The organism is Enterococcus sp. ZQ21 (assembly GCF_030053755.1).
GTDB classification, from domain to species: Bacteria; Bacillota; Bacilli; order Lactobacillales; family Enterococcaceae; genus Enterococcus_B; species Enterococcus_B lactis.
On record NZ_CP125658.1, the window covers coordinates 916,486 to 936,815 of the forward strand.

Annotated in this window: 17 protein-coding genes and 1 pseudogene; 12 read left to right on the forward strand and 6 right to left on the reverse strand. The window is 38.4% G+C overall.

Going from position 1 to position 20,330, the window contains the following annotated elements; all coding sequences use genetic code 11:
- The first annotated feature begins 36 nt into the window (after nt 1–36).
- Nucleotides 37–996 (forward strand): IS30-like element IS6770 family transposase, encoded by a 960-nt coding sequence (locus tag QK255_RS04330; RefSeq protein WP_002329140.1) that lies wholly within the window; start codon nt 37–39, stop codon nt 994–996.
- Between the two features lie 124 nt (nt 997–1,120).
- On the opposite strand, the gene QK255_RS04335 is transcribed toward QK255_RS04330, so the two are convergent.
- From QK255_RS04335 to QK255_RS04345, 3 genes and pseudogenes are all read right to left on the reverse strand, one after another.
- Entirely contained in the window at nt 1,121–3,292 is a 2,172-nt protein-coding gene (locus QK255_RS04335; protein ID WP_002291628.1) for a DUF4129 domain-containing transglutaminase family protein, read from the reverse strand.
- Nucleotides 3,282–4,354, reverse strand: a pseudogene (locus QK255_RS04340) (DUF58 domain-containing protein). The gene QK255_RS04335 and the pseudogene QK255_RS04340 overlap by 11 nt, the downstream one beginning before the upstream one ends.
- 3 nt (nt 4,355–4,357) lie before the next feature.
- A complete protein-coding gene (locus QK255_RS04345) occupies nt 4,358–5,302 on the reverse strand; it encodes an AAA family ATPase (protein ID WP_002291623.1) in 945 nt (314 codons plus the stop codon).
- Between the two features lie 257 nt (nt 5,303–5,559).
- On the opposite strand from QK255_RS04345, the gene QK255_RS04350 reads away from it, so the two are divergent.
- Nucleotides 5,560–6,648 carry a hypothetical protein gene (locus QK255_RS04350; protein WP_283341591.1) on the forward strand — a complete coding sequence of 363 codons (1,089 nt, stop codon included), beginning with the start codon at nt 5,560–5,562 and terminating at the stop codon, nt 6,646–6,648.
- Between the two features lie 276 nt (nt 6,649–6,924).
- Nucleotides 6,925–7,500, forward strand: a complete 576-nt coding sequence (locus tag QK255_RS04355) for a hypothetical protein (RefSeq protein WP_002291618.1) — start codon at nt 6,925–6,927, stop codon at nt 7,498–7,500.
- Nucleotides 7,501–7,564: 64 nt separating this feature from the next.
- Here the strand turns inward: QK255_RS04355 and QK255_RS04360 are convergent, their stop codons facing one another.
- Entirely contained in the window at nt 7,565–7,930 is a 366-nt protein-coding gene (locus QK255_RS04360; protein WP_002291616.1) for a hypothetical protein, read from the reverse strand.
- Nucleotides 7,931–8,137: 207 nt separating this feature from the next.
- Between QK255_RS04360 and QK255_RS04365 the strand changes: the two genes are divergently transcribed.
- From QK255_RS04365 to QK255_RS04380, 4 genes are all read left to right on the forward strand, one after another.
- Complete coding sequence (locus QK255_RS04365; RefSeq protein ID WP_002291615.1) at nt 8,138–8,620, forward strand: hypothetical protein; 483 nt, start codon at nt 8,138–8,140, stop codon at nt 8,618–8,620.
- 194 nt (nt 8,621–8,814) lie between these two features.
- Nucleotides 8,815–9,705, forward strand: a complete 891-nt coding sequence (locus QK255_RS04370; protein ID WP_002291614.1) for a phosphate ABC transporter substrate-binding protein PstS family protein — start codon at nt 8,815–8,817, stop codon at nt 9,703–9,705.
- 250 nt (nt 9,706–9,955) lie between these two features.
- Nucleotides 9,956–12,424, forward strand: coding sequence for a cation-translocating P-type ATPase (locus tag QK255_RS04375; protein WP_002291612.1), 2,469 nt, complete (start codon nt 9,956–9,958; stop codon nt 12,422–12,424).
- A gap of 184 nt (nt 12,425–12,608) precedes the next feature.
- The gene (locus QK255_RS04380) at nt 12,609–14,078 is read left to right on the forward strand and encodes a C69 family dipeptidase (RefSeq protein WP_002291610.1); all 1,470 of its coding nucleotides are present in this window, start codon (nt 12,609–12,611) and stop codon (nt 14,076–14,078) included.
- A 94-nt stretch (nt 14,079–14,172) separates the two neighbouring features.
- On the opposite strand, the gene QK255_RS04385 is transcribed toward QK255_RS04380, so the two are convergent.
- Nucleotides 14,173–15,912 carry a sensor histidine kinase gene (locus tag QK255_RS04385; protein WP_002291608.1) on the reverse strand — a complete coding sequence of 580 codons (1,740 nt, stop codon included), beginning with the start codon at nt 15,910–15,912 and terminating at the stop codon, nt 14,173–14,175.
- Complete coding sequence (locus tag QK255_RS04390) at nt 15,909–16,613, reverse strand: response regulator transcription factor (RefSeq protein WP_002291606.1); 705 nt, start codon at nt 16,611–16,613, stop codon at nt 15,909–15,911. Before QK255_RS04390 ends, QK255_RS04385 begins: the two co-directional genes overlap by 4 nt.
- 130 nt (nt 16,614–16,743) lie before the next feature.
- Between QK255_RS04390 and QK255_RS04395 the strand changes: the two genes are divergently transcribed.
- The 5 genes from QK255_RS04395 to QK255_RS04415 all read left to right on the forward strand — a co-directional run bounded on the left by QK255_RS04395 (nt 16,744) and on the right by QK255_RS04415 (nt 20,207).
- A complete protein-coding gene (locus QK255_RS04395) occupies nt 16,744–17,247 on the forward strand; it encodes a 2-thiouracil desulfurase family protein (protein WP_002291604.1) in 504 nt (167 codons plus the stop codon).
- A complete protein-coding gene (locus QK255_RS04400; protein WP_002291603.1) occupies nt 17,207–17,545 on the forward strand; it encodes a putative DNA-binding protein in 339 nt (112 codons plus the stop codon). Before QK255_RS04395 ends, QK255_RS04400 begins: the two co-directional genes overlap by 41 nt.
- A 20-nt stretch (nt 17,546–17,565) precedes the next feature.
- Entirely contained in the window at nt 17,566–18,984 is a 1,419-nt protein-coding gene (gene ffh, locus QK255_RS04405; protein WP_002291602.1) for a signal recognition particle protein, read from the forward strand.
- Between the two features lie 110 nt (nt 18,985–19,094).
- Nucleotides 19,095–19,667 carry a DNA-3-methyladenine glycosylase I gene (locus QK255_RS04410; protein ID WP_002291600.1) on the forward strand — a complete coding sequence of 191 codons (573 nt, stop codon included), beginning with the start codon at nt 19,095–19,097 and terminating at the stop codon, nt 19,665–19,667.
- Nucleotides 19,668–19,685: 18 nt separating this feature from the next.
- Entirely contained in the window at nt 19,686–20,207 is a 522-nt protein-coding gene (locus QK255_RS04415) for a dihydrofolate reductase family protein (protein WP_283341592.1), read from the forward strand.
- Nucleotides 20,208–20,330: the final 123 nt, after the last annotated feature.

Consider the following 20,330-nt stretch of genomic DNA (forward strand, 5'->3'; position numbering starts at 1 on the left):
TTTCCGACGAAAGAAAACAAAGGAGTGTAACCATAAATGACCTACAAACATCTTACCATAGACGAACTGACAATGATAGAATCATATTATCTTCAACATAATAAGCCGGTTGAAATCGCTAACCGAATGGGACGTGCTATACAAACTATTTATAATGTAGTCAATAAGTTCAAGCAAGGCAAGACTGCTCTTGATTATTGGCACCAGTATAAAGAAAATAAGAAAAAATGTGGTAGAAAAGTCATTCAATTACCTGCTCATGAAGTAGATTACATTAAAGAGAAAGTCACTCTTGGTTGGACGCCTGACGTCATTATCGGGCGAAAAGAAAGGCTTGTTTCATGCGGTATGAGAACACTTTATCGTTTATTTTCTAAAGGAATATTTGATATTGACACACTACCGATGAAAGGTAAAAGAAAAACCAATGGCCATCAGGAAAAACGGGGAAAACAACAGTATCAGCGCTCAATCCATGATCGACCTGATAATTATCCTGATTTCAATTCTGAGTTTGGTCACCTTGAAGGTGATACGATCGTTGGCATTCATCATAAAAGTGCCGTCATTACTTTAGTTGAAAGATTATCTAAAGTCATTATCACGATTAAACCCAACGGCCGTAAGGCATTAGATATTGAAACTGCCCTTAATCAATGGTTTTCTCGCTTCCCTAAAAACTTCTTTAAATCTATTACGTTTGACTGTGGAAAAGAATTTTCTAACTGGAAAGCCATTAGTAACCAACATGATATTGATATATATTTTGCGGACCCTGGAACACCTTCTCAACGCCCATTAAACGAGAATTCTAACGGGATTCTGCGTCGTAATGGACTGCCGAAATCAATGGATTTTAGAGAAGTGAATCAGACATTTATTTCCAGTGTCAGCAATCAACGTAATCATATTCCAAGAAAATCATTGAATTACAGAACACCAATCGAAATATTTTTGAGCTATGTACAAGAAGCATTTTATTCTAGCTTAATTTGACAAATCATATAATAATGAAAAAAGGTTGTGACAAAAAACGTGTCACAACCTTTTTTTACGAATAATCGATGCTCAATCAGCTGGTTCTCGGCATTCCAGAAGTAGATTCTCCAGGAATTTTATCTTATTTTTTGAAGCTGCTCCCTTTTGTCATAACCTTTTTGTATACCATTTTTCTTATTATATGCGTTAGTTCTAAATAGGTTTTTTTATCGAATTTTACCGGATTTGCTTGTCGCCCATATATTTCAGCTTCATATTGAGCAGTTAATCGAATGAAACGTTGATCTAGATTGAATGTTTGTTCTATTCGTTGGCTGTATGCCTGCAAAGATTCTGCGAGGGTGCGCGGTACCAGTGTTTCCAAATGGTGGAGAAGTTTTTGATACGCAACCGCATTAGTAGAAGCAAAAAAATGAAGATAGATAAGATAACTTGTCCAGCGCAGAGATTTTCTAAATAACAATAGAAAGAACAACAAGACGGATAAACACACCCCAAGGCTGAATAAGACGATTTTATAAGACGGTGTGAGCGTCGTGTTATCTGACGAAATAGTCGCAGGTCTCTCACTGGTAATAGTTTCTGCTATATTTTCGCTTTCTTTTGGTTGTTCTTCAGCAGATTGGACGGTTTCTGTTGTTTCAGCGGCTGGTTGTGAAACAGTTGGATTGGCAAATGAAGGGGTTGGTTCAAATGGAAGCCAGCCAAACCCAGGAAAGTACACCTCTGGCCAAGAATGAGCATGACTATTGAGAATGCTGTATTCCTCATTTCCTTGCTCATCTGTACCTGTTCTAATCCCATCCGTAAAACCTTTTGTCCACCGAGCAGGGATGCCTAGTGTGCGAAGAAGGACGACCATAGAAGTTGAAAAGTTGTCACAATAGCCGACTTTTGAATCGAAGAGGAAATAATCTACATAATCGCGTTCTTTAGGCGTATGTCCGGTATCCGTTTTGGAATAGCGAAAACTCCCGCTTGTTTTCAAATACTGTTCGACAGCTTCGACTTTACGAATTAAAGTTGCTTCATTTTTGGTCAATTCGATCGCCAAGTCCTCAATCCGTTGAGGCAACCCTTTCGGCAACTGAAGATTTGTCTGTTGATTTTCTAAATCATCGGCCGCTAACTGACTGCTTTTTAATTCTTCTCTCGTAAAAGCTAATCTTTCTGTTTGTAAGGACGCCAATCGCGTCGATTCATTCGGGACAGGGATGAATCGTTGGCTTTCAGGCAAATAGTAAAGCGTTTGTCCACTGGCTAATGAAAAATCAGTCAAGGTAGTATTTCCATAAGGATAAGGTAAGAAAGCTTGGTTTTTTAGCGTCAATGTAATGTTTTCTTTTTCTTCCATAACTGTTTGGTAGCTTGTGATATCAACAGGAAATTCTTGGATTGGTTGGATGGGTGCATCCGGATCTTCTACCCATCCAGAACCGGTGTAATGATTCTTATTTTCTATCTTCCAATAGCCGTTTACTTTCTGGTTCGCTGTAAAAACAACTTCACCATTATCATACAATGGACCACCAAGTTGTTCATCATTTTCACTGAAACCCGTTCTGGCACTTCCGGTTAATTGGTACTCATGGAGTGTATCATAAAGCCCTTCATCATTAAGATATTCTCGGATCGGTTCACTCGTTTCCTCAAGAGATTGGTGTACTTTTGGGAGATATAAAGGCAAGATGGCGCTGAAAGTGAACAAACAAATAAGCAGGATCGTAGTAAACGACTGGAATCGAGCGTTTCCCGACAACAATCGGATGGCGAAAAATTGCCTTGCTGCCAAATATACGCATAAAACAGCTACTACCGCAATCATTTCGTACAATAGTTCTTTTTCCCGAAAAACGGTAAGCATCATGAAGTAAGCCATCAACGCAAGAAAGGGTGCATACCAATAGTCGTAATCCACGGTCAAAGTAATAAATAAATAGATCAACAACAATATGAGAAAAAAAGCTGTCTTTTCTGGTAAATAATGAAGTTTACCTTGGGATAGATGGAAGAATTCCTCTGTAACTGACGAAAAAAACTGTACGACCCATAATAAAGAAAATGTCTTTGAAGGAAAATAGGCAAACAAACAGCCAATCATTACTGGCAAAGAAAGTAGCAATCGTACCCATTTTTTAGAAATACAGCAGACAATAAGACATAGGATACCAATAGTTAGGATAAGAGGGGAGCTGTTTTGCAATTGATTAGCTGCTACAAATATCGGAGCACCTACACTTAGTATCATAAAGGAGTAAACGCCGCGCAGGTATTTTTCCCATTTAATCGTCAATCCATTCACCTCCTGGCAATGAACATACCTTGTCTTTTTCTTGGATCATGATTTGTTTTTCTGCGAAATAAACAAGATAGACCGTCCGATCTTTCGACAATGTTTCGACAGCTTCTGAGACTTCAGGAGAATGCGCAGGAATAAAGAGGACGATTTGTTTTTTTGCCTGTTTTTTCAAGTGTGCCAAAAAAGTTTTCTCATCTCCAGCGTTCAAAGAAGCAAAATAGGTATATCCAGGATCTTTGCCATGAAAGATACGGTCGCCTAATATCAGAAGTTCCGGCTGCTTTTCTTTTCTCAGATGCCATAAAGAAAAATACAAATCTAGCAGATGGTCAAATTTCAAGCTAGGTGAACCCCAAAAGCAAAGAAGCGGAGAATATTCTTCTTCTTGATACTCGTATTCGCGGTATAACCACTCTTGACTATGAGCAGACAATTTCCAATCGATTCGGTTAAAAGAATCGCCGGGGCGATAAGAGCGATGTTCTCGAAAATCAAGACCTTTTTGATACGCGTTCAGCTGTTGTTTTTTTTCCAGAACTCTCTGCAATGTTTCTGCTTGAGTCTTATGAAAAGCTGGAAGAACAGTCACAGGAAAAGAAAGCTCTCTTCTTGTCCTTTTTCTAAAAAGTCCTAGACTATCATAGGCTGTAAAAATGACGGTTAATGCTTCATGGAACCCTCTCTCTTTTGGTTGCCAAAGTACTTGGACTTCTTGCGGTTTATTTGTAAGGATCAATATTTCTTGTTTTTTTCTGTAAAGATCTCTGGAAAGACGATCTGTAAACGAGGGAGAGGGAAAGAAAAAGCTCTCTTTTTGGCTATAGAAAAAATAACCTGTATACTTTTTTTACGATAAACGACTGGCTGGACTGTGCAAGTAACAGAAAGTTTCTTTAGAAAGGTGCTTAATGAAAACACACTCCATGATACATAAAGAGTAAAAAAGGCCAATAAGAACCACCCTAAAGAATTGTTGAATACAAGAGCAAAAAAGACAATGACGAAATATATCAGAAATAACACAAAATTAATGAAATAATCTTTGGCTTTTTCCATTATCTACCTCACGGGAATTGGGATTTGTGCAACAAGGGTATGGATCATTTGTGTCTTTTCGTCTTCCTTCAATGAACGATCGTAAAAAATCAAGCGGTGAGAAAAAACGAAAGGAACTAACTCCTGCAAATCTTTGGGCGTGACATAATTTCTCCCATGGATCAACGCATAGGCTTTTGCTGCCTGAATAAAGGCAAGGCTTCCTCGTGGACTGATGCCAAGCTGGATAGCAGAGTGGGTTCTTGTTGCGGATACTAACTGCAAGGCATAAGATGCCACTTCTGGACTGACAAAGACATTCGCCACACTTGTTTTTATTTCTTCTATTTCTTGACTGTTCAAGACGACCTTCAAATTATTCAACACTTTTTCAAATTTATCCAAAAGTAGCAGAAGTTCGTCGTCAAAAGAAGGATAACCAATTTGTAGTCGGAATAAAAAACGATCGAGCTGTGCTTCCGGCAAAGGATATGTTCCTTCATACTCGATTGGATTTTGTGTAGCTAAGACAAAAAAATGATTGTCTAGGGGGTATGTATTGTTGTCGATCGTTGCATGATTCTCTGCCATTGCTTCTAAAAGTGCTGACTGAGTGCGAGGAGTCGTACGATTGATTTCATCTGCTAACAAGATCGTTGTAAAGATTGGCCCCGGACGAAATTCAAACTCTTTTGATTGTGAGTTATAGACAGAAAAGCCTAAAATATCACTAGGAAGAAGATCGGGTGTGCATTGGACTCTGCTAAAGGTTCCTTGCACAGCCTTTGCTAGTGCTTTGACTAGTAATGTTTTACCTACACCGGGAATATCTTCGAACAAGACATGACCACCTGCTAGCAGGGCAACAATCATCAATTGGATAGTGGAACGTTTACCGATGACCGCTTTTTCTAATTCTTGTATCAACTGATCGATTTTTTGTTTGGATTCTTCGATTTTAGCTTCCATTTTCACATCACCTTCTCATGAAATCACTATTTATTTTAATTGTAATGGAAGGGGATACATCCTACAAGCAAAGTGATTTTATTATGTTTTTTTAAAGTACATTCGTTTTAAAATGAGAATACAATTAAATTAAGTAAAATAAAAAATAATGAGAGAAATTTGCGTAATTAAGTAAATAGAAAGGGACTTTTTATCTTTTTAGAAAAGAGCCCTTTCTGATCAAACAATATGTTTAGAAACTAGGTGAGAGATGATCAATGAGATGGCAAAAACTATTATCAAAAAATGCACAGAATTTATTTTCACTAATCAACCTAATGAAAGATCTGATCTGGCGAAAAACGGATTTAGCTGAAGAACTGAAAATCGATGTCAAAACAGTTGATCGGCATCTAAAACGTTTGGCAGAAAGCGACTGTCCAATCCAACTGATTCTTCATAAGAAAACCGTTCAGTTAGTTTATGATCAAGGATATAGCGAACCTTACCTCCTTTTTGTTTTTCTGATCCAATCACCACCTTTTTGTCTACTGAAAAATCTGCTGTTGAATGAACCTTATGAACAGGAGTATGATCGTTCGACACAAGAGCGGTTGAGAAAATGGTTTGGTGAGTATCACCTTTCATTTTCTTATAAAAAAGCGCGGATCTTTGGTTCAGAAAGAAAAATACGGTACCTGCTATTTTGTTTCTTGAAAGATTTCCCCCATTTTTTTGCAGACGAAGGAGAGCAATCCTTTTCAGAGACATTCATCCAATTATTGAAGCAACGAAAGGATCCGGCAGAAATCGAGATTTTAGGAGACAGTCGAACCCTTTTCTTTGAGTTGTTTCCAGAATTGCTTTTTAGAGAAGAGCAGATTTTGCCAATAAAAGAAAAAAATTATCTAGCGATTTTGCGCTTGAGCTGTAATCAGATTACTGAAAAACGGTGGGAACGGATAGAAGAGACACAAGACTATCGGAAATTGACGATCGTAACTGAAAAGCTTGACTCGCTGTTTTGGCTGAATAGTGAGTTTGAAAGTGGAAATAAGTCAAAACTGACAAAAGTACTTTACCAAGAATGGCTTCGTTATGTGATTGGTATCCATGACCGACTGGTGGAAGAAGAAGTTCGTTATTATCAGGAAACATTAGAAAAGTTTCCTAATTCCAAAGATAAACTCTATCAATTTCGTCTAGCAATCCAACAAGCACTTGCACACCCCGCAGTTGAATGGGGAATGCTTTTACTTAAGACACTCCAAGAACGGGGGTATTTAGATGTCCATCCTCCTGAAGTGAAAATCGTCTTTTTTTTCGTTATGAACATCAGGAAGCAAGAAGACTTGCCGGGGTACTGAACAAAACCCTAAGACATCGAAAACGGATCTCGATCCATGTTTGCACTCGAAATAAGCCACCTCGTTATGCAGATCTAGTGATTACGGATCATTTTTTTCCATTAGACCATAATGAAGATCAAAAAACGTATCTGTACCATCCTTCATTTGGTATTGAAAGACTACTTACGGATATCAATTACTGGTTAGGGAAAAACTGATAAAACCTTTGGAAAACAGATCAAAACAAGTCAGTCTATGCTATAATAAAAAGCGATTAGTAAAGGAGGAAATCCATTGGAATTAAAGAAATTAGAAGTTCCCACATCTTCGATCACAGAAGTGAAACGATCGCCGATGGATGTATTTGCTCAAGCGCGAGACGCGGGAACTGGCGTATATATATTTAATCGGGAAAAAGTAGCTGGTGTGATGCTGACCCAAGAACAATACGAAACGCTCTTGCAAGAACTAGATGTCCTTCGTCAAACAGTGAAAGAGGAACTGAAAGAACCAAAGGAAAAAGAAATACATGAAGAATCTGTCAATAAAACAGCTTCCGTCGTATCCAATGCTGAAGGGATGGAAGAGTTGGCTCAAACATTACAGCACTCGCTTATTACGGGTGTGACGATTACAGCAAAAAATCTAGATGAACGAATGGTCGCACTTGGTTTTATTACGAAAAAAACCGGATTTGGCGGGGTCGTGGATATGCTCAGCGAATTGATGAAAACCGGGAAAATCAATTACCAGCTAAGAAGAAAACCGCAAAATCGGACCATCATCGCTGAAATCATAGGGGAGCAAAACAGTCAGTCCCAATTGATGGATAAGATCATTATCAAAAAAATTTTTCTACATGAATTATAAGAAAACCCTATATGTACAAAAAGAAGAAAAACAGCTTCTCTTTGTACATATAGGGTTTGTTTTTTTAGGGATGCCGTGCTTTTTTATAAGATAAGGCTACCGCCCATAACGATCCAAGGATTTGTGGAATTAAGTAAATGCCAGCTAGAATCAAAATCAGTTGGGTCGGTTTTAAAGGATGATAAAAGTACCGCCATTCAGCAAAATTGACGCAAAACAAATAGGAAGTGACAGTAGATATAATATTGGCGATAAATAAAGATAAAATACGCCTGCTTTTTTGGAAATAATACCCAGCAAAAAGAGATAAAAATATCAACGTGATGAATCCGCTTACGGAATGATAATGGAAATCAAGCAGTAAAGCGAAATGCACATAAGGAACAAAAGATAAAAGCAATGGAAGATTCTTCCAACACGTTTTTATCATATTTTGTCACCACCTAACAAGTGTTATTATTTTGTTAGTTTTATTGTAAATTGAATCATATAATAATCAATTACTTTTTCATTATTTCTAGATTAAATGAATAAACTCTCATGCCATTATCTCTAAAAAAAAAGTTTTTCCCCCTAATTTTTTTAGATAGAAAATTGTATAGTATGATGAAAGAAAAATTGGTTTGGGGGAACATTGATGAGAAGAAAAGCAGTAATCGATCGGCTTTATTTATTTTTTTGGTTTTTTCCTATCGTTTTGCTACCTTTTACATGGGTAAATGCTGTTGTGCAAGGGGCCGAGATATTAGGGCTGATCCAAGGAAGTGGATTTGTGGTTTCTAGAAATTTTCCAGCTTTGACTGTTTTTTACTTAGTGATAAGTGTAGGTCTATTACTGCCAAAATCTCTGATCAATCATTATAATTGGCAGCTGCTTTATTTTTCTTGTTTACTCATATTCACATCTATGTTTTCCTTGTTGCCTCGCATGATCATCGGTCCTAATGGTTTGAGCGAGAGCGGACTGAAGGATTCAGCATATCCCTCCATGTATTTCTTGACCATTAAACCGTGTTTCTATTTAGTCATTGTCTCATTTATTCTTGCGACATTCTTTTACTTCTGGACAGAGATCCGGATAAAAAGTGAACGATCTGTATCTATAAAAAATAACCGTTGATGGTGGATCATCGGTAACAAGCATATGAGCGGCGGAAAACGCCTGTTTCTCATATGCTTTTTTATTATCGTGTAATGATTCTAAAAAACGTTTACATGATTTTTACATAACTTAACTATATTTTTACAGCAACCATACGAGGGATTTACAGTCGACTGATAAACTTTAGTTGTAAATAAGAAAGGAGCAATAAAATGAAAAAAGTATTGTTTACTCTAGGTATGATGGGAATTCTTTTAGCCGGATGCGGCTCAGGATCAGGAAATACAGATGGCTCTGCCACACAAAATAATTCAAGTGACTCAAATGAACAAGTAAAAATCGTTGCGGTAGGTTCGACAGCATTGCAGCCTTTGGTCGATGCAGCGCAAGAAAGCTTTGTACAAGAAAATCCGAATTATCAAATCTCTGTACAAGGAGGAGGAAGCGGAACTGGTTTGAGCCAAGTCGAAGCTGGAGCAGTTACTATCGGAAACTCTGATGTATTTGCAGAAGAAAGAGACGGGATCGATGCCTCTAAACTAGTGGATCATAAAGTAGCAGTAGTTGGGATGGCACCCATCGTCAACAAAGATACAGGTGTCAAAGATATCACAAAACAGGAATTGATTGATATCTTTACAGGAAAAATCACTAATTGGAATGAAGTTGGCGGGAAAGATCAAAAGATCAACGTTGTGAATCGTGCAAACGGCAGCGGTACCCGTGCGACATTTGAAAAATGGGGATTAGATGGTGCCACACCTATACAGTCCCAAGAACAAGACTCATCAGGAACTGTTCGGCAGCTTGTAAGTCAAACACCAGGAGCAATCAGCTATTTAGCCTTCTCATATCTCGATGATTCCACACAAGCACTAAGTATCGACGGTGTAGAACCAAAAGAAGAGAATGTAGCAGATAACAGCTGGAAAATCTGGTCCTATGAACATATGTACACGAACGGAAAACCTTCCCCTGAAGTCCAAAAATTCTTAGACTACATGATGACAGAAGAAATCCAAGAAGGACCTGTCAAAGAATTGGGCTATTTACCAATCACAATGATGAAAGTAGAACGTGACCACGAAGGAAATATCAAATAACTAGCAGATAAATATGCTACAGTTATCGTGACTATCAAGGAAAAATCAACTATGTTTCCCCGCATATAGATTTTTCCTATAATTGAGAAAAAGAGCGACGACATAGAACTGTCGTCTCTCTTTTTTTGCTATATGACAGGAATGAAAGGTGTATGCAAGCTTAATAAGAGGAACACTTTTCATATCTGTTCTATACTGGATAGGAGAAGTTTGTAAATATCCAGAAAACGAAATTGATCGAGGTAGCCACATGAAGAATAAATGGACAAATCGAAGTAAAAAAAAGAAAAGAACACAAAAATCATCTGACAAAGTTATCCGTCTTTTTCCCTCGTACAAAGAAGGATTGACAGCAGAACAAGTCAAGGAACGAATAGAAAAAGGTGCAGCAAACGATTCAGTCGATCCCACATTCAAAACAAACCAACAAATTATATTGGAAAATATTTTTACGTATTTCAATTTGATCTTTCTTATCTTAGCCATTTTGCTTTGCCTAGTAGAATCTTATAAAAACTTGACCTTTTTACCAGTTATCATAGCCAATACAGGAATCGCTGTCTTTCAGGAAATTCGATCCAAAAAAATCTTGGATGAATTGAATGTATTGAATACAGCAAAAGTCAATGTCATAAGAGAGGGGATAGAGCAAACAGTAGCTATAGAAAACCTTGTATTAGATGACATTGTTATTCTAGAGACTGGACATCAGATTCCAGCAGATGCAGAGGTCGTGGAAGGAAAACTGCAAGTCAACGAGGCTTTATTAACAGGTGAAGCAGATGAGATAACCAAAGAAATAGGTGATCCATTGATGTCCGGCAGTTTCGTTGTTTCCGGAAAAGCTTACGCCCGATTAGACAAAGTCGGAGCGGATTCGTATATTTCCCAATTGACAGTCAAAGCCAAGACAATGGGAGAAGGAGAACAGTCGGAGATGATTGCTTCTCTTAATCAATTGATCAAATGGATTGGGATCATCATTATTCCTATCGGTATTCTGCTTTTTTCTCAAAGTTACTTTTTTAATGGAAACACGATGAAAGAAAGTGTCGTCGCAATGGAAGCAGCATTGATCGGTATGATACCTGAAGGACTGTACTTGCTAACGACGATCGCATTAGCATTAAGTGCGACTAAACTAGCAAAGCAAAGAGTTCTTTTACACAATATGAAAAGCATTGAGACATTGGCAAGAGTAAATGTCCTTTGTGTAGATAAAACAGGAACGATCACAGAAAACAAAATGTCTGTCCAAAAAGTGATTGTCTCTAAAAAACAAGAAATAATCAGCCAATCAGATCAACTGGAAGAGCGCATTGCTGACTATGCAAAAGCGATGGCAGGAGACAATGCAACAATGGAAGCCGTCAAAGAATACTTTACAAAAACCACTGATCAATCCTATCACCAGGTCATTCCTTTTTCTTCTGTCCAAAAATTCAGCAGTGTAGCGTTGGAAGACAAGGTGTATGTTTTAGGAGCACCCGAAATGGTTTTGCGAGATCAGTTGCCGGAATATGCGGAAGAGTTTGTTTCTTTTGCTGAAAAAGGCTATCGCGTGTTGGTCTTTGGTGTGTACGATGGGATTCTTGAAGAACCAGTATTGACGGAGGCAGTCACACCATTAGGCTATATCCTGATCGCTAATCCTATCAGAAAAGAAGCAAGAGCCACATTCGATTACTTCAAAAAACAGCAAGTAGCCATCAAAGTGATTTCTGGAGATAATCCGCTCACCGTATCTAATGTAGCTGTCCAAGCAGGGATTTCACATGCTGATCAGTACATTGATGCGTCTAAATTATCAGAAGAAGAATATGAAGCAGCTGTCGAAAAATATACAGTTTTTGGACGCGTCAAGCCAGAACAAAAGAAAATCTTCGTTCAATTGCTAAAGCGTAACAATACAGTAGCTATGACAGGTGATGGCGTGAATGACATTCTAGCCATGAAAGAAGCAGACTGCAGTATAGCGATGGCTTCTGGCAATGAAGCCGCCATGCAGGCCTCACAAGTGGTCTTGCTTGATTCTGACTTTTCACGCATGCCGGAAGTTGTTGCAGAAGGACGGCGCGTCGTGAACAATATTGAGCGATCAGCCAGCTTGTTTTTAGTGAAGAATATTTTTTCCTTTTTGCTTTCGCTGTTTTCAGTCATCTTTGCTTTGACCTATCCTTTAGAACCATCACAGATCACATTGATTAGTTTGTTTACGATCGGACTCCCATCTTTCTTGCTTGCTCTAGAAGAAAACAAAAAGCGAATCAAAGGGAAATTCATCATGAATGTGATGGAAAAGGCTGTGCCAGGTGGACTGACAGATATGATCGTAGTCGGTGCGTTGGTGATCTGCGGGGTGACTTTGAATCTAAATAAAACAGATGTTTCTACAGCATCTACTATGCTTTTGATTGCAGTAGGATTTCTCGTTCTCTATAAAATCTGTTCACCGCTGAATAAATTCAGAAGTCAGATCATTCTTTTCTGTGCTAGCGGTATCTTTTTTTCGGTGGTTTTTTTGCATAAACTTTTTTCAATCACCGGTATCTCAGCTGTATCGCTTTTGTTGTTGAGCATTCTATTTTTCTCGGCAGATTCGATTTTTAGGCATTTGACTACATTGGTAGAATATTTGTTTGAACGTAAAAATGAAAAAGAGCCGGAGATAATAAATAAATTGCCTCGGTTCCTTCGATTATTCAAAAGAAATAAATGACTAATAAGATAAAAGAAGCTTAAAAAATACATTAACCAAAAAATTGTATTTTCTAAGCTTCTTTCTGTATAAAAAACAAAGCAAATTTTTATCTAGAACTTATAGAAAACCAATTAAATCTTTACTTCAGGTGTCCTATAATCATTTTGAAAGCGTTTTTATAAAATTGGGAGGGATGCTTCAAATGAAAAATAGAAGATTGCTTCAATTTAGTTTATTTTTAGGTGTACTGTATGGGATTTTCTTATCCGTTTCCATTGATGCTTGTACGACGATTTTAGTAGGAAAAAATGCTTCAGTAGATGGATCAACGATGATTGCTAGAAATGAAGATCTGAACACGGCTTGGTCCAAACACTTTGTTGTCAGAAAAGAAAATACGAATCCTTCACATTTTGTATCAAAAGGGAATGGATTTACCCTTGATCTTCCGAAAGAACAGCTGAAGTACACAGCGACCCCAGAATGGGATACGTCAGAAGGATTATTTGAAGAAGATGGTATCAATAGCAAGAACGTTGCAATGAGCGCTACTGAATCAGCTACGACAAAGGAAGAGATATTGAAAAAAGATCCATATACTGCGCATGGTATCGCAGAAGACTCTATGTTGACAGTGACCCTTCCTTATATTGATTCAGCAAGAGCAGGAGTAGAACGATTAGGAAAAATCGTTGCTAAGCAAGGAGCTGCGGAGACAAATGGTGTGATTTTCTCTGATAAAAATGAAATCTGGTATATGGAGATACTTAGTGGTCATCAGTGGGCAGCTGTCAAAGTTCCAGATGACTGTTATGCAGTTATTCCTAATATGTTGTCAATTGATTCATTTGATTTGAAGGACAAAGATTCTTATCTTTGTTCAGCAGATTTAGAATCTTTTTTAGAAAAGAATCAACTGATAAATACGAAACGGGATATTTCTTTAAGAGACATATTTGCAGATAAGTCAAAGGATGAAAAATACAATCTTCCTAGGATATGGGATGCACAGAGAAAACTGACACCTTCAAAGAAACAAAAAATAACAGACCGTTCATTTGAGATGTTCATCAAACCAGATAAACCTATTTCAATTGCAGAAACAGCTTATATCATGACATTACACTTTAATGGTACTGAATATGATACCATCGAAGGGACAAAGCCAGATAAGTATCGTCCAATCTCTGTGCCGAATACGATGGAATCTCATATTCTACAGATAAGAAACAATGTACCAGAAGAAATCAGTGGTATCCATTGGTTAGCGTTGGGGATTCCTGATACAAGCAATTATATACCATTTTATAGCAATATAAGCGAGACACCCGAAGCTTATCAAAAAGGAACAGATATGCCAGATGATATTTCTGCTTACTGGACATATCGGTTGACGAACATCTTGACGAAGCCATACTATAGTGATTTCAAGAAAAATATTACTTTACCAACTCGCCAAAAAGTTCGAGACCATCTATCGAAAGAGTTAGCAAGTACAGACCAACAAGCAAGAGAATTAATAGTAAATCATCCCGAAAAATTAACGGATTATTTGAATCAAAAAACACAAAGTTTTGCTGATTATGCTATAGATGCTTATCAGAAAATGAACCAGGAGCTGATTGTAAAGATGTCAGAAAAGACAGCTACACATCATGACAAAGATTTATAACATGTGGCTCAGCGTTTTTAGCTAATAAAAAGCCTGCTTTTCAGCGTAGTAGATGATCGTTAGACATCTAAACATTGCTGCAAGCAGGCCTTATTTAATTGCTTTTCGGAATGGTAACGGTGAAAGTCGAGCCTGTTCCAAGATGACTGTCTACAGTAATCGTCCCATGAAGGAGTTGCACGTAGTCTTTTACAATCGCTAACCCTAGTCCGGTCCCACCTGAATGCCGGCTTCGCGCCTTGTCTACACGGTAAAAACGCTCAAAGATCCGTTCCTGATCCTCAATGTCGATACCTATACCAAAGTCTTGGACAGAAAACGATAATTCATCTGTTGCCTGATAACGGATAATGATCTCGCTGTCGTTTTTTGAATATTGGACAGCATTTTCAATCAGGTTTTTGAGGATTGGATAAAGGATATCTGTTTTAGTAGTAAATGGTTCGTTCTTTCCAATCAATCGAATCGTCAACCGTTTCTTTTCGATGATTGGCTGATAATTTTGAACGATTTGGTGGAAATAAGGTTCTGTATAAATCGTCTGGATTTCGTAAGAATTCTCACCGTCTTTTGACAGCTGGATGATTTCCCGAATCAATTTATCTAACCGAATCGCATCTTTTTGCATGATCTCAAGAAAAGAAGTCAGAGTTTGCGGGTCATATTTTGCACCATCCAATAAAGTCTCGGTAAAACCAATCAATGAAGTCACAGGAGTTTTTAATTCGTGAGAGACGTTGCCAACGAAATCCTTTTGTAGCTTTTCTAAACGTCGCACTTTCGTTAAGTCATACGCCACCCCTAGAATCTGTCCGGTACCTTCTGAATTAGTAAAGTAGCGCAAACTCAAGTCTAATGTCTGTCGTCCTTCAGTGATGGTGATCTCCTGATGGATCAGCGGATGCTCAGGAGTCACTTGGTGAATCAGCTGAATGAGTTTTGGCTCTTGGATGACTTCTGTGTACCGTTGTTCAGGTTCATAGCTGGTCACATTTAAATGCAACTGCATCTTTGGATTAAGCAGTAGTAAACGAGAATCAGCATCATCAATCAGGAATACGCCTATCATCAGTTCGTTTAATAATGTGTACAATTGTTCTTCTGTTGTAGTATACGCTCGATACATCTTACTCATTTGTTCGCTCAGCGCATTGATCGTCTGATACAATTCCTCCCATTGGTCAGGTGTCTGCATGATTACTTCTGCTTGGTTTGGATTTTGTACCATTTTTCTAAGAACAGGCAGGACAGTTTTCAAAGGCTGATTTTTTTGGTAGATCAGGTAATAGATCATTCCTGCAAGAACAAGGAAGAAAGACAGAAAGAAGAAAAAGACCCAACGGCGAAAACTTTCCGTTCTCGGTAAAAATCCGCTTGTCGGTTCTGCGATACGTAAAATGGCTTCTAACTGGCCTCCTTTTTTGACTGGTAATGCGACGTATAAAAGATCCTCATTCAAAGTAGTACTTTTGCGCAAAGCGCTACCTAGGTTCCCACCATTCAATACAGCTTTTATTTCTGGACGAGAACTTCGCTGTTCATTCAATGTTTCATTGTTTGTGTCAAATAAGATTTTTCCAGTAGCATCCATTAAAGTGATCCGTTCGTTCGACTGATGGACGAATTCTTCCAAAGCAGTTTTGTTTTGCGCCGCTTGGAGGTTTTCGACATCTAATTGCCGGATCAGTAGTTGTGCTTTTTTTGTCAGGTAGCTTTCTTGCTGTTCGACGATCTGTTGTTGGAAATAATGGGAGATCAATTGCCAACCACCAAAAAATAAACTAATCAAAAGAATAAGAAAGAAGAGACGTTCATAAACTTTTTTCCATTTCATCGTTTTGGTTCCTGAAACTTATAGCCAAATCCTCTAACAGTCACCAAGTACTTTGGATGTTTTGGATCTCGCTCGATTTTTTCTCGCAAATGACTAACGTGCACATCTACGATTCGGCTTTGTCCTGCGAAGTCAAAATTCCAAATGCGGTCTAGCAATGTGTCGCGATCGATCACACGGTCTTTTCGTTTCATGAAATAAACGAGTAATTCAAATTCTTTCGGTGTGAGTTCAATCAGATGATCGTCTACGGTGACTTGATAATTGGTCAAATCAGCAGTGATTTGTCCAATCGATAGATATTCAGGTTCAGCTTCATCTTTTGATTGCTTACGAGGTTCGATCCGTCTGAATATGGCTTTCATACGGGCTAATACTTCACGTGGACTAAATGGTTTGGTCAAATAGTCGTCAGCACCTATCTCCAGACCAATGATCCGATCCACTTGATCATCTTTAGCCGTCAGCATCAAAATCGGTGTTTCATTTTTTTCTTGACGCAGCCGCTGAGTGATCTCCATGCCATCCATTGTTGGAAGCATCACATCTAAAATGATGAAATCAAATGATTGTTCTAATGCTAATTCTAATCCTTCGCCTCCATCTGCGGCACTGGTTACCTTATAGCCTTCTTTTTCCAAATTGAACGTCAAGAGCGTCACAATAGAAGGTTCATCATCAACAACTAGTATTTTTTTCATTCAAATCTCCTTTAAATAGGTTTCATTCTGTTTATATTTTAGCATAGAATCAGTACAAGGGGCTATTTTACAAAAGAAATAAATGGTATAATAGGAAGGCACTTTGCTGAATAGAAAGGAAGAGCAGTCAATGATTGGAATCAGTGCATGTTTAGGCGGTCTAGCCTGTCGCTATGATGGACAGAAAAAAGAAGTACCAGAATTGATGGAACTAGTTGAAACTGGCGAAGCTGTCATGGTCTGTCCAGAAGTAATCGGTGGATTGCCAATCCCTAGAGATCCTGCTGAAATCATTGGTGGAAATGGGTTCGATGTGTGGAAAGATCAAGCAAAAGTATGGACGACAAGCGGCGAAGATGTAACGGAAGCGTATAAAAACGGCGCGATCAAAGCATATCAAAAATTGCAGGAAAAACACATTGATCTAGTCATTATGAAGGAAAAAAGCCCTTCATGCGGGACCCATTCGATTTATGATGGAAGCTTTTCCGGAATAACAAAAAATGGCGCCGGAGTGGCCACTGCTTATTTTATTCAGCAAAAAATGACTGTGCTCTCTGATGAAGAATGGCTGAAAACTAGAGGTGAGCAGAATGGAAATCGAAAAGACCAATCGAATGAACGCGCTCTTTGAATTTTATTCGACCTTATTGACAGAAAAACAAATGAACTACATGGAGTTATATTATGCAGATGATTTTTCATTAGGTGAGATCGCGGAAGAATACGAAGTAAGTCGACAAGCAGTATATGACAATATCAAGCGGACAAGCAAGATCTTGGAGGATTATGAAAAAAAACTCCATCTCTTCTCTGATTATATTGTCCGAGAACAGATATTGGAAAAGATGACCGCATATATTACAGATAAGTATCCGGAAGATAAAAAACTGCTTGAATATGTACAGCAAATTCAAGCAATCGAAGAATAAATAAAAGGAATGAAGAAAATATGGCATTTGAAAGCTTAACTGAACGTCTCCAGCAGGCGATGGGAAAACTAAGAAAAAAAGGGAAAGTATCAGAAGCTGACGTAAAAGAAATGATGCGGGAAATCCGCCTTGCCTTACTAGAAGCCGATGTTAACTTGCAAGTAGTCAAAGACTTTACTAAACGCGTACGCGAACGTGCGGTAGGGGCAGAAGTGCTGGAAAGTTTATCACCTGCACAACAAATCGTAAAAATCGTTGATGAAGAATTAACGATCACACTTGGTTCTGAAACAGCAGAGCTAAATAAATCACCAAAAATACCAACTGTTATCATGATGGCTGGTCTACAAGGGGCAGGTAAAACAACTTTTACCGGTAAATTAGCGAATTATTTAAAGAAAAATGAAAATGCTCGTCCGCTCCTAATCGCAGGGGACGTATATCGACCAGCAGCGATCGACCAATTGAAAGTATTAGGTCAACAGCTAGATGTTCCTGTATTTGACATGGGAACAGAAGTCAGCCCAGTAGAAATCGTTCGTCAAGGGATGGAGTTAGCAAGAGAAAAGAAAAACGACTATGTATTGATCGATACGGCAGGACGTCTGCACATCGATGAAACATTGATGGATGAGTTGAAACAAATCAAAGAATTGACTCAACCAAATGAGATCTTGCTAGTTGTTGATGCCATGACTGGTCAAGATGCCGTCAATGTAGCTGACAGCTTCAATCAGCAATTAGGGATTACTGGAGTCGTCATCACTAAACTTGATGGGGATACTCGAGGCGGGGCAGCCTTATCGATCCGCTCAGTGACAGGCGCACCAATCAAATTCATCGGTTCTGGTGAAAAACTGACTGACTTAGAAGTATTCCACCCAGATCGTATGGCTAGCCGTATCCTTGGTATGGGGGATATGCTGACACTGATCGAAAAAGCGCAGCAAGACTATGATGAGAAAAAAGCGGAAGAACTTGCACAGAAGATGCGGGAAAACTCATTTGATTTCAATGACTTTATTGAGCAACTCGATCAAGTGATGGGGATGGGCCCACTGGAAGATCTAATCAAAATGATCCCCGGAATGAATCAAGTCCCTGGAATCGAAAACGTCAAGGTAGATCCAAAAGACGTTGAACGCAAAAAAGCGATGGTTTATTCTATGACGCCAGCAGAAAGGGCGAATCCTGATCTGTTGAATCCAAGCCGTCGTCGCCGAATTGCTGCCGGTTCTGGAAACAGTGTGGTTGAAGTAAACCGAATGATCAAGCAATTCAAGGAATCAAGAAAAATGATGCAACAAATGTCCAAAGGGGATATGAACATCCCAGGTATGGACCAAATGTTTGGTTCAGGCGTCAAAGGAAAACTAGGCAAAATGGCGATGAATCGAATGATCAAGAAAAATAAGAAGAAAAAGAAAAAACGGAAATAAGATGAAAAAACAGCTTCGGTACAGACTGAAAATGTCTACTGCCGGAGCTTTTCTATCAGCAATTTTTATTCTTTACTGATACAATTACTCTAAACGAAGAGGTGGTACAAATGAGATGTCCGTGGAGTGAACAAACAGAAAGTATGCGGCAATATCATGATACTGTCTGGGGTGTTCCTGAATATGATGACCAAAAGCTGTTCCGAAAATTGATGCTAGACATCAATCAGGCAGGATTGAGCTGGCAGACGATTTTAAATAAAAGTGACGCATTCGATGAAGCATATGATCAATTCGATATCCAAAAAGTCGCAAATTATGGAGAAACAAAAATGAGCGAACTAATGGAAAACAAAGGAATTATTCGGAATCGCAGAAAAATCGAATCAGCTGTCCAAAACGCTAAAGCAGTCTTGAAGATTCAAGAAGAATTCGGCAGTTTTTCTGAGTATCTTTGGTCGTTTTCTAATGGAAAAATCGTTGATTCTTCTTATCATTCACAAGAAGAAGTCCCGACAATAAGTCCTCTTTCAGATGAATTAGCAAAAGATCTAAAGAAAAGAGGATTTAAATTTATTGGCAGTACGACAATCTATGCTTTTTTAGAAGCAGTCGGGATCATCAATGATCACCTTGACAGTTGTTTCCGCAAAGAAGAGGTCGTACGTATCGGCAGAAAATAAAGAAAGGGCGAATAAAGCATGCGAAAAATCATATTTTATGGCGCTGTAAGTTTAGATGGTTATTTGGCAACGAAAACGGATGACCTTCAATGGCTTTTTGACACTCCGACAGGTGAGCAAACCACTTATGAAGATTTTTATGAAACAATCGATACGACCATCATGGGCAGGAAAACTTATCAAGAAGCAAAAAAATATTTAGAAACCGAAGCAATTTATCCAGAGAAAAAGAATTTCGTTTTTTCAACCAATGCACAATTACAATTACCAGATGCTGAGGTCGTACACGAAGAGCCTGTTGCTTTTCTAAAAAATCTACAAATGACAGAAGGAAAAGATATCTGGGTCGTGGGTGGCGGTCGATTGATCAAACCGTTAGTAGAACATCAAATGATTGATGAATGGTATATCCAGATTGCCTCTGTATTATTAGGGGACGGAATCCCTTTATTCCAAAAAGGAACCTATGAAGCACGTTTTGAATTGCTAGATACGACACGATTCGGTGAATTTATCGAATTACATTATGTACGAAAGTAGAAGCAAATAAAACAAAAGAAGCGTGAGACAAAAGTGTTCTTTACTTTTGTCTCACGCTCTAAACACATATAAACGGCGGAAGCAGAAGCAACTCCTTCGGAAATAAGCTGAAATTCACAAAAA

Coding starts and splice junctions, on each gene's coding strand:
- QK255_RS04350 (WP_283341591.1), top strand. CDS start 5,560: ATGAGATGGCAAAAACTATTATCAAAAAATGCACAGAATTTATTTTCA.
- QK255_RS04375 (WP_002291612.1), top strand. CDS start 9,956: ATGAAGAATAAATGGACAAATCGAAGTAAAAAAAAGAAAAGAACACAA.
- QK255_RS04395 (WP_002291604.1), top strand. CDS start 16,744: ATGATTGGAATCAGTGCATGTTTAGGCGGTCTAGCCTGTCGCTATGAT.
- QK255_RS04365 (WP_002291615.1), top strand. CDS start 8,138: ATGAGAAGAAAAGCAGTAATCGATCGGCTTTATTTATTTTTTTGGTTT.
- QK255_RS04385 (WP_002291608.1), bottom strand. CDS start 15,912: ATGAAATGGAAAAAAGTTTATGAACGTCTCTTCTTTCTTATTCTTTTG.
- QK255_RS04370 (WP_002291614.1), top strand. CDS start 8,815: ATGAAAAAAGTATTGTTTACTCTAGGTATGATGGGAATTCTTTTAGCC.
- QK255_RS04410 (WP_002291600.1), top strand. CDS start 19,095: ATGAGATGTCCGTGGAGTGAACAAACAGAAAGTATGCGGCAATATCAT.
- QK255_RS04330 (WP_002329140.1), top strand. CDS start 37: ATGACCTACAAACATCTTACCATAGACGAACTGACAATGATAGAATCA.
- QK255_RS04400 (WP_002291603.1), top strand. CDS start 17,207: ATGGAAATCGAAAAGACCAATCGAATGAACGCGCTCTTTGAATTTTAT.
- QK255_RS04380 (WP_002291610.1), top strand. CDS start 12,609: ATGAAAAATAGAAGATTGCTTCAATTTAGTTTATTTTTAGGTGTACTG.
- ffh (WP_002291602.1), top strand. CDS start 17,566: ATGGCATTTGAAAGCTTAACTGAACGTCTCCAGCAGGCGATGGGAAAA.
- QK255_RS04390 (WP_002291606.1), bottom strand. CDS start 16,613: ATGAAAAAAATACTAGTTGTTGATGATGAACCTTCTATTGTGACGCTC.
- QK255_RS04360 (WP_002291616.1), bottom strand. CDS start 7,930: ATGATAAAAACGTGTTGGAAGAATCTTCCATTGCTTTTATCTTTTGTT.
- QK255_RS04415 (WP_283341592.1), top strand. CDS start 19,686: ATGCGAAAAATCATATTTTATGGCGCTGTAAGTTTAGATGGTTATTTG.
- QK255_RS04345 (WP_002291623.1), bottom strand. CDS start 5,302: ATGGAAGCTAAAATCGAAGAATCCAAACAAAAAATCGATCAGTTGATA.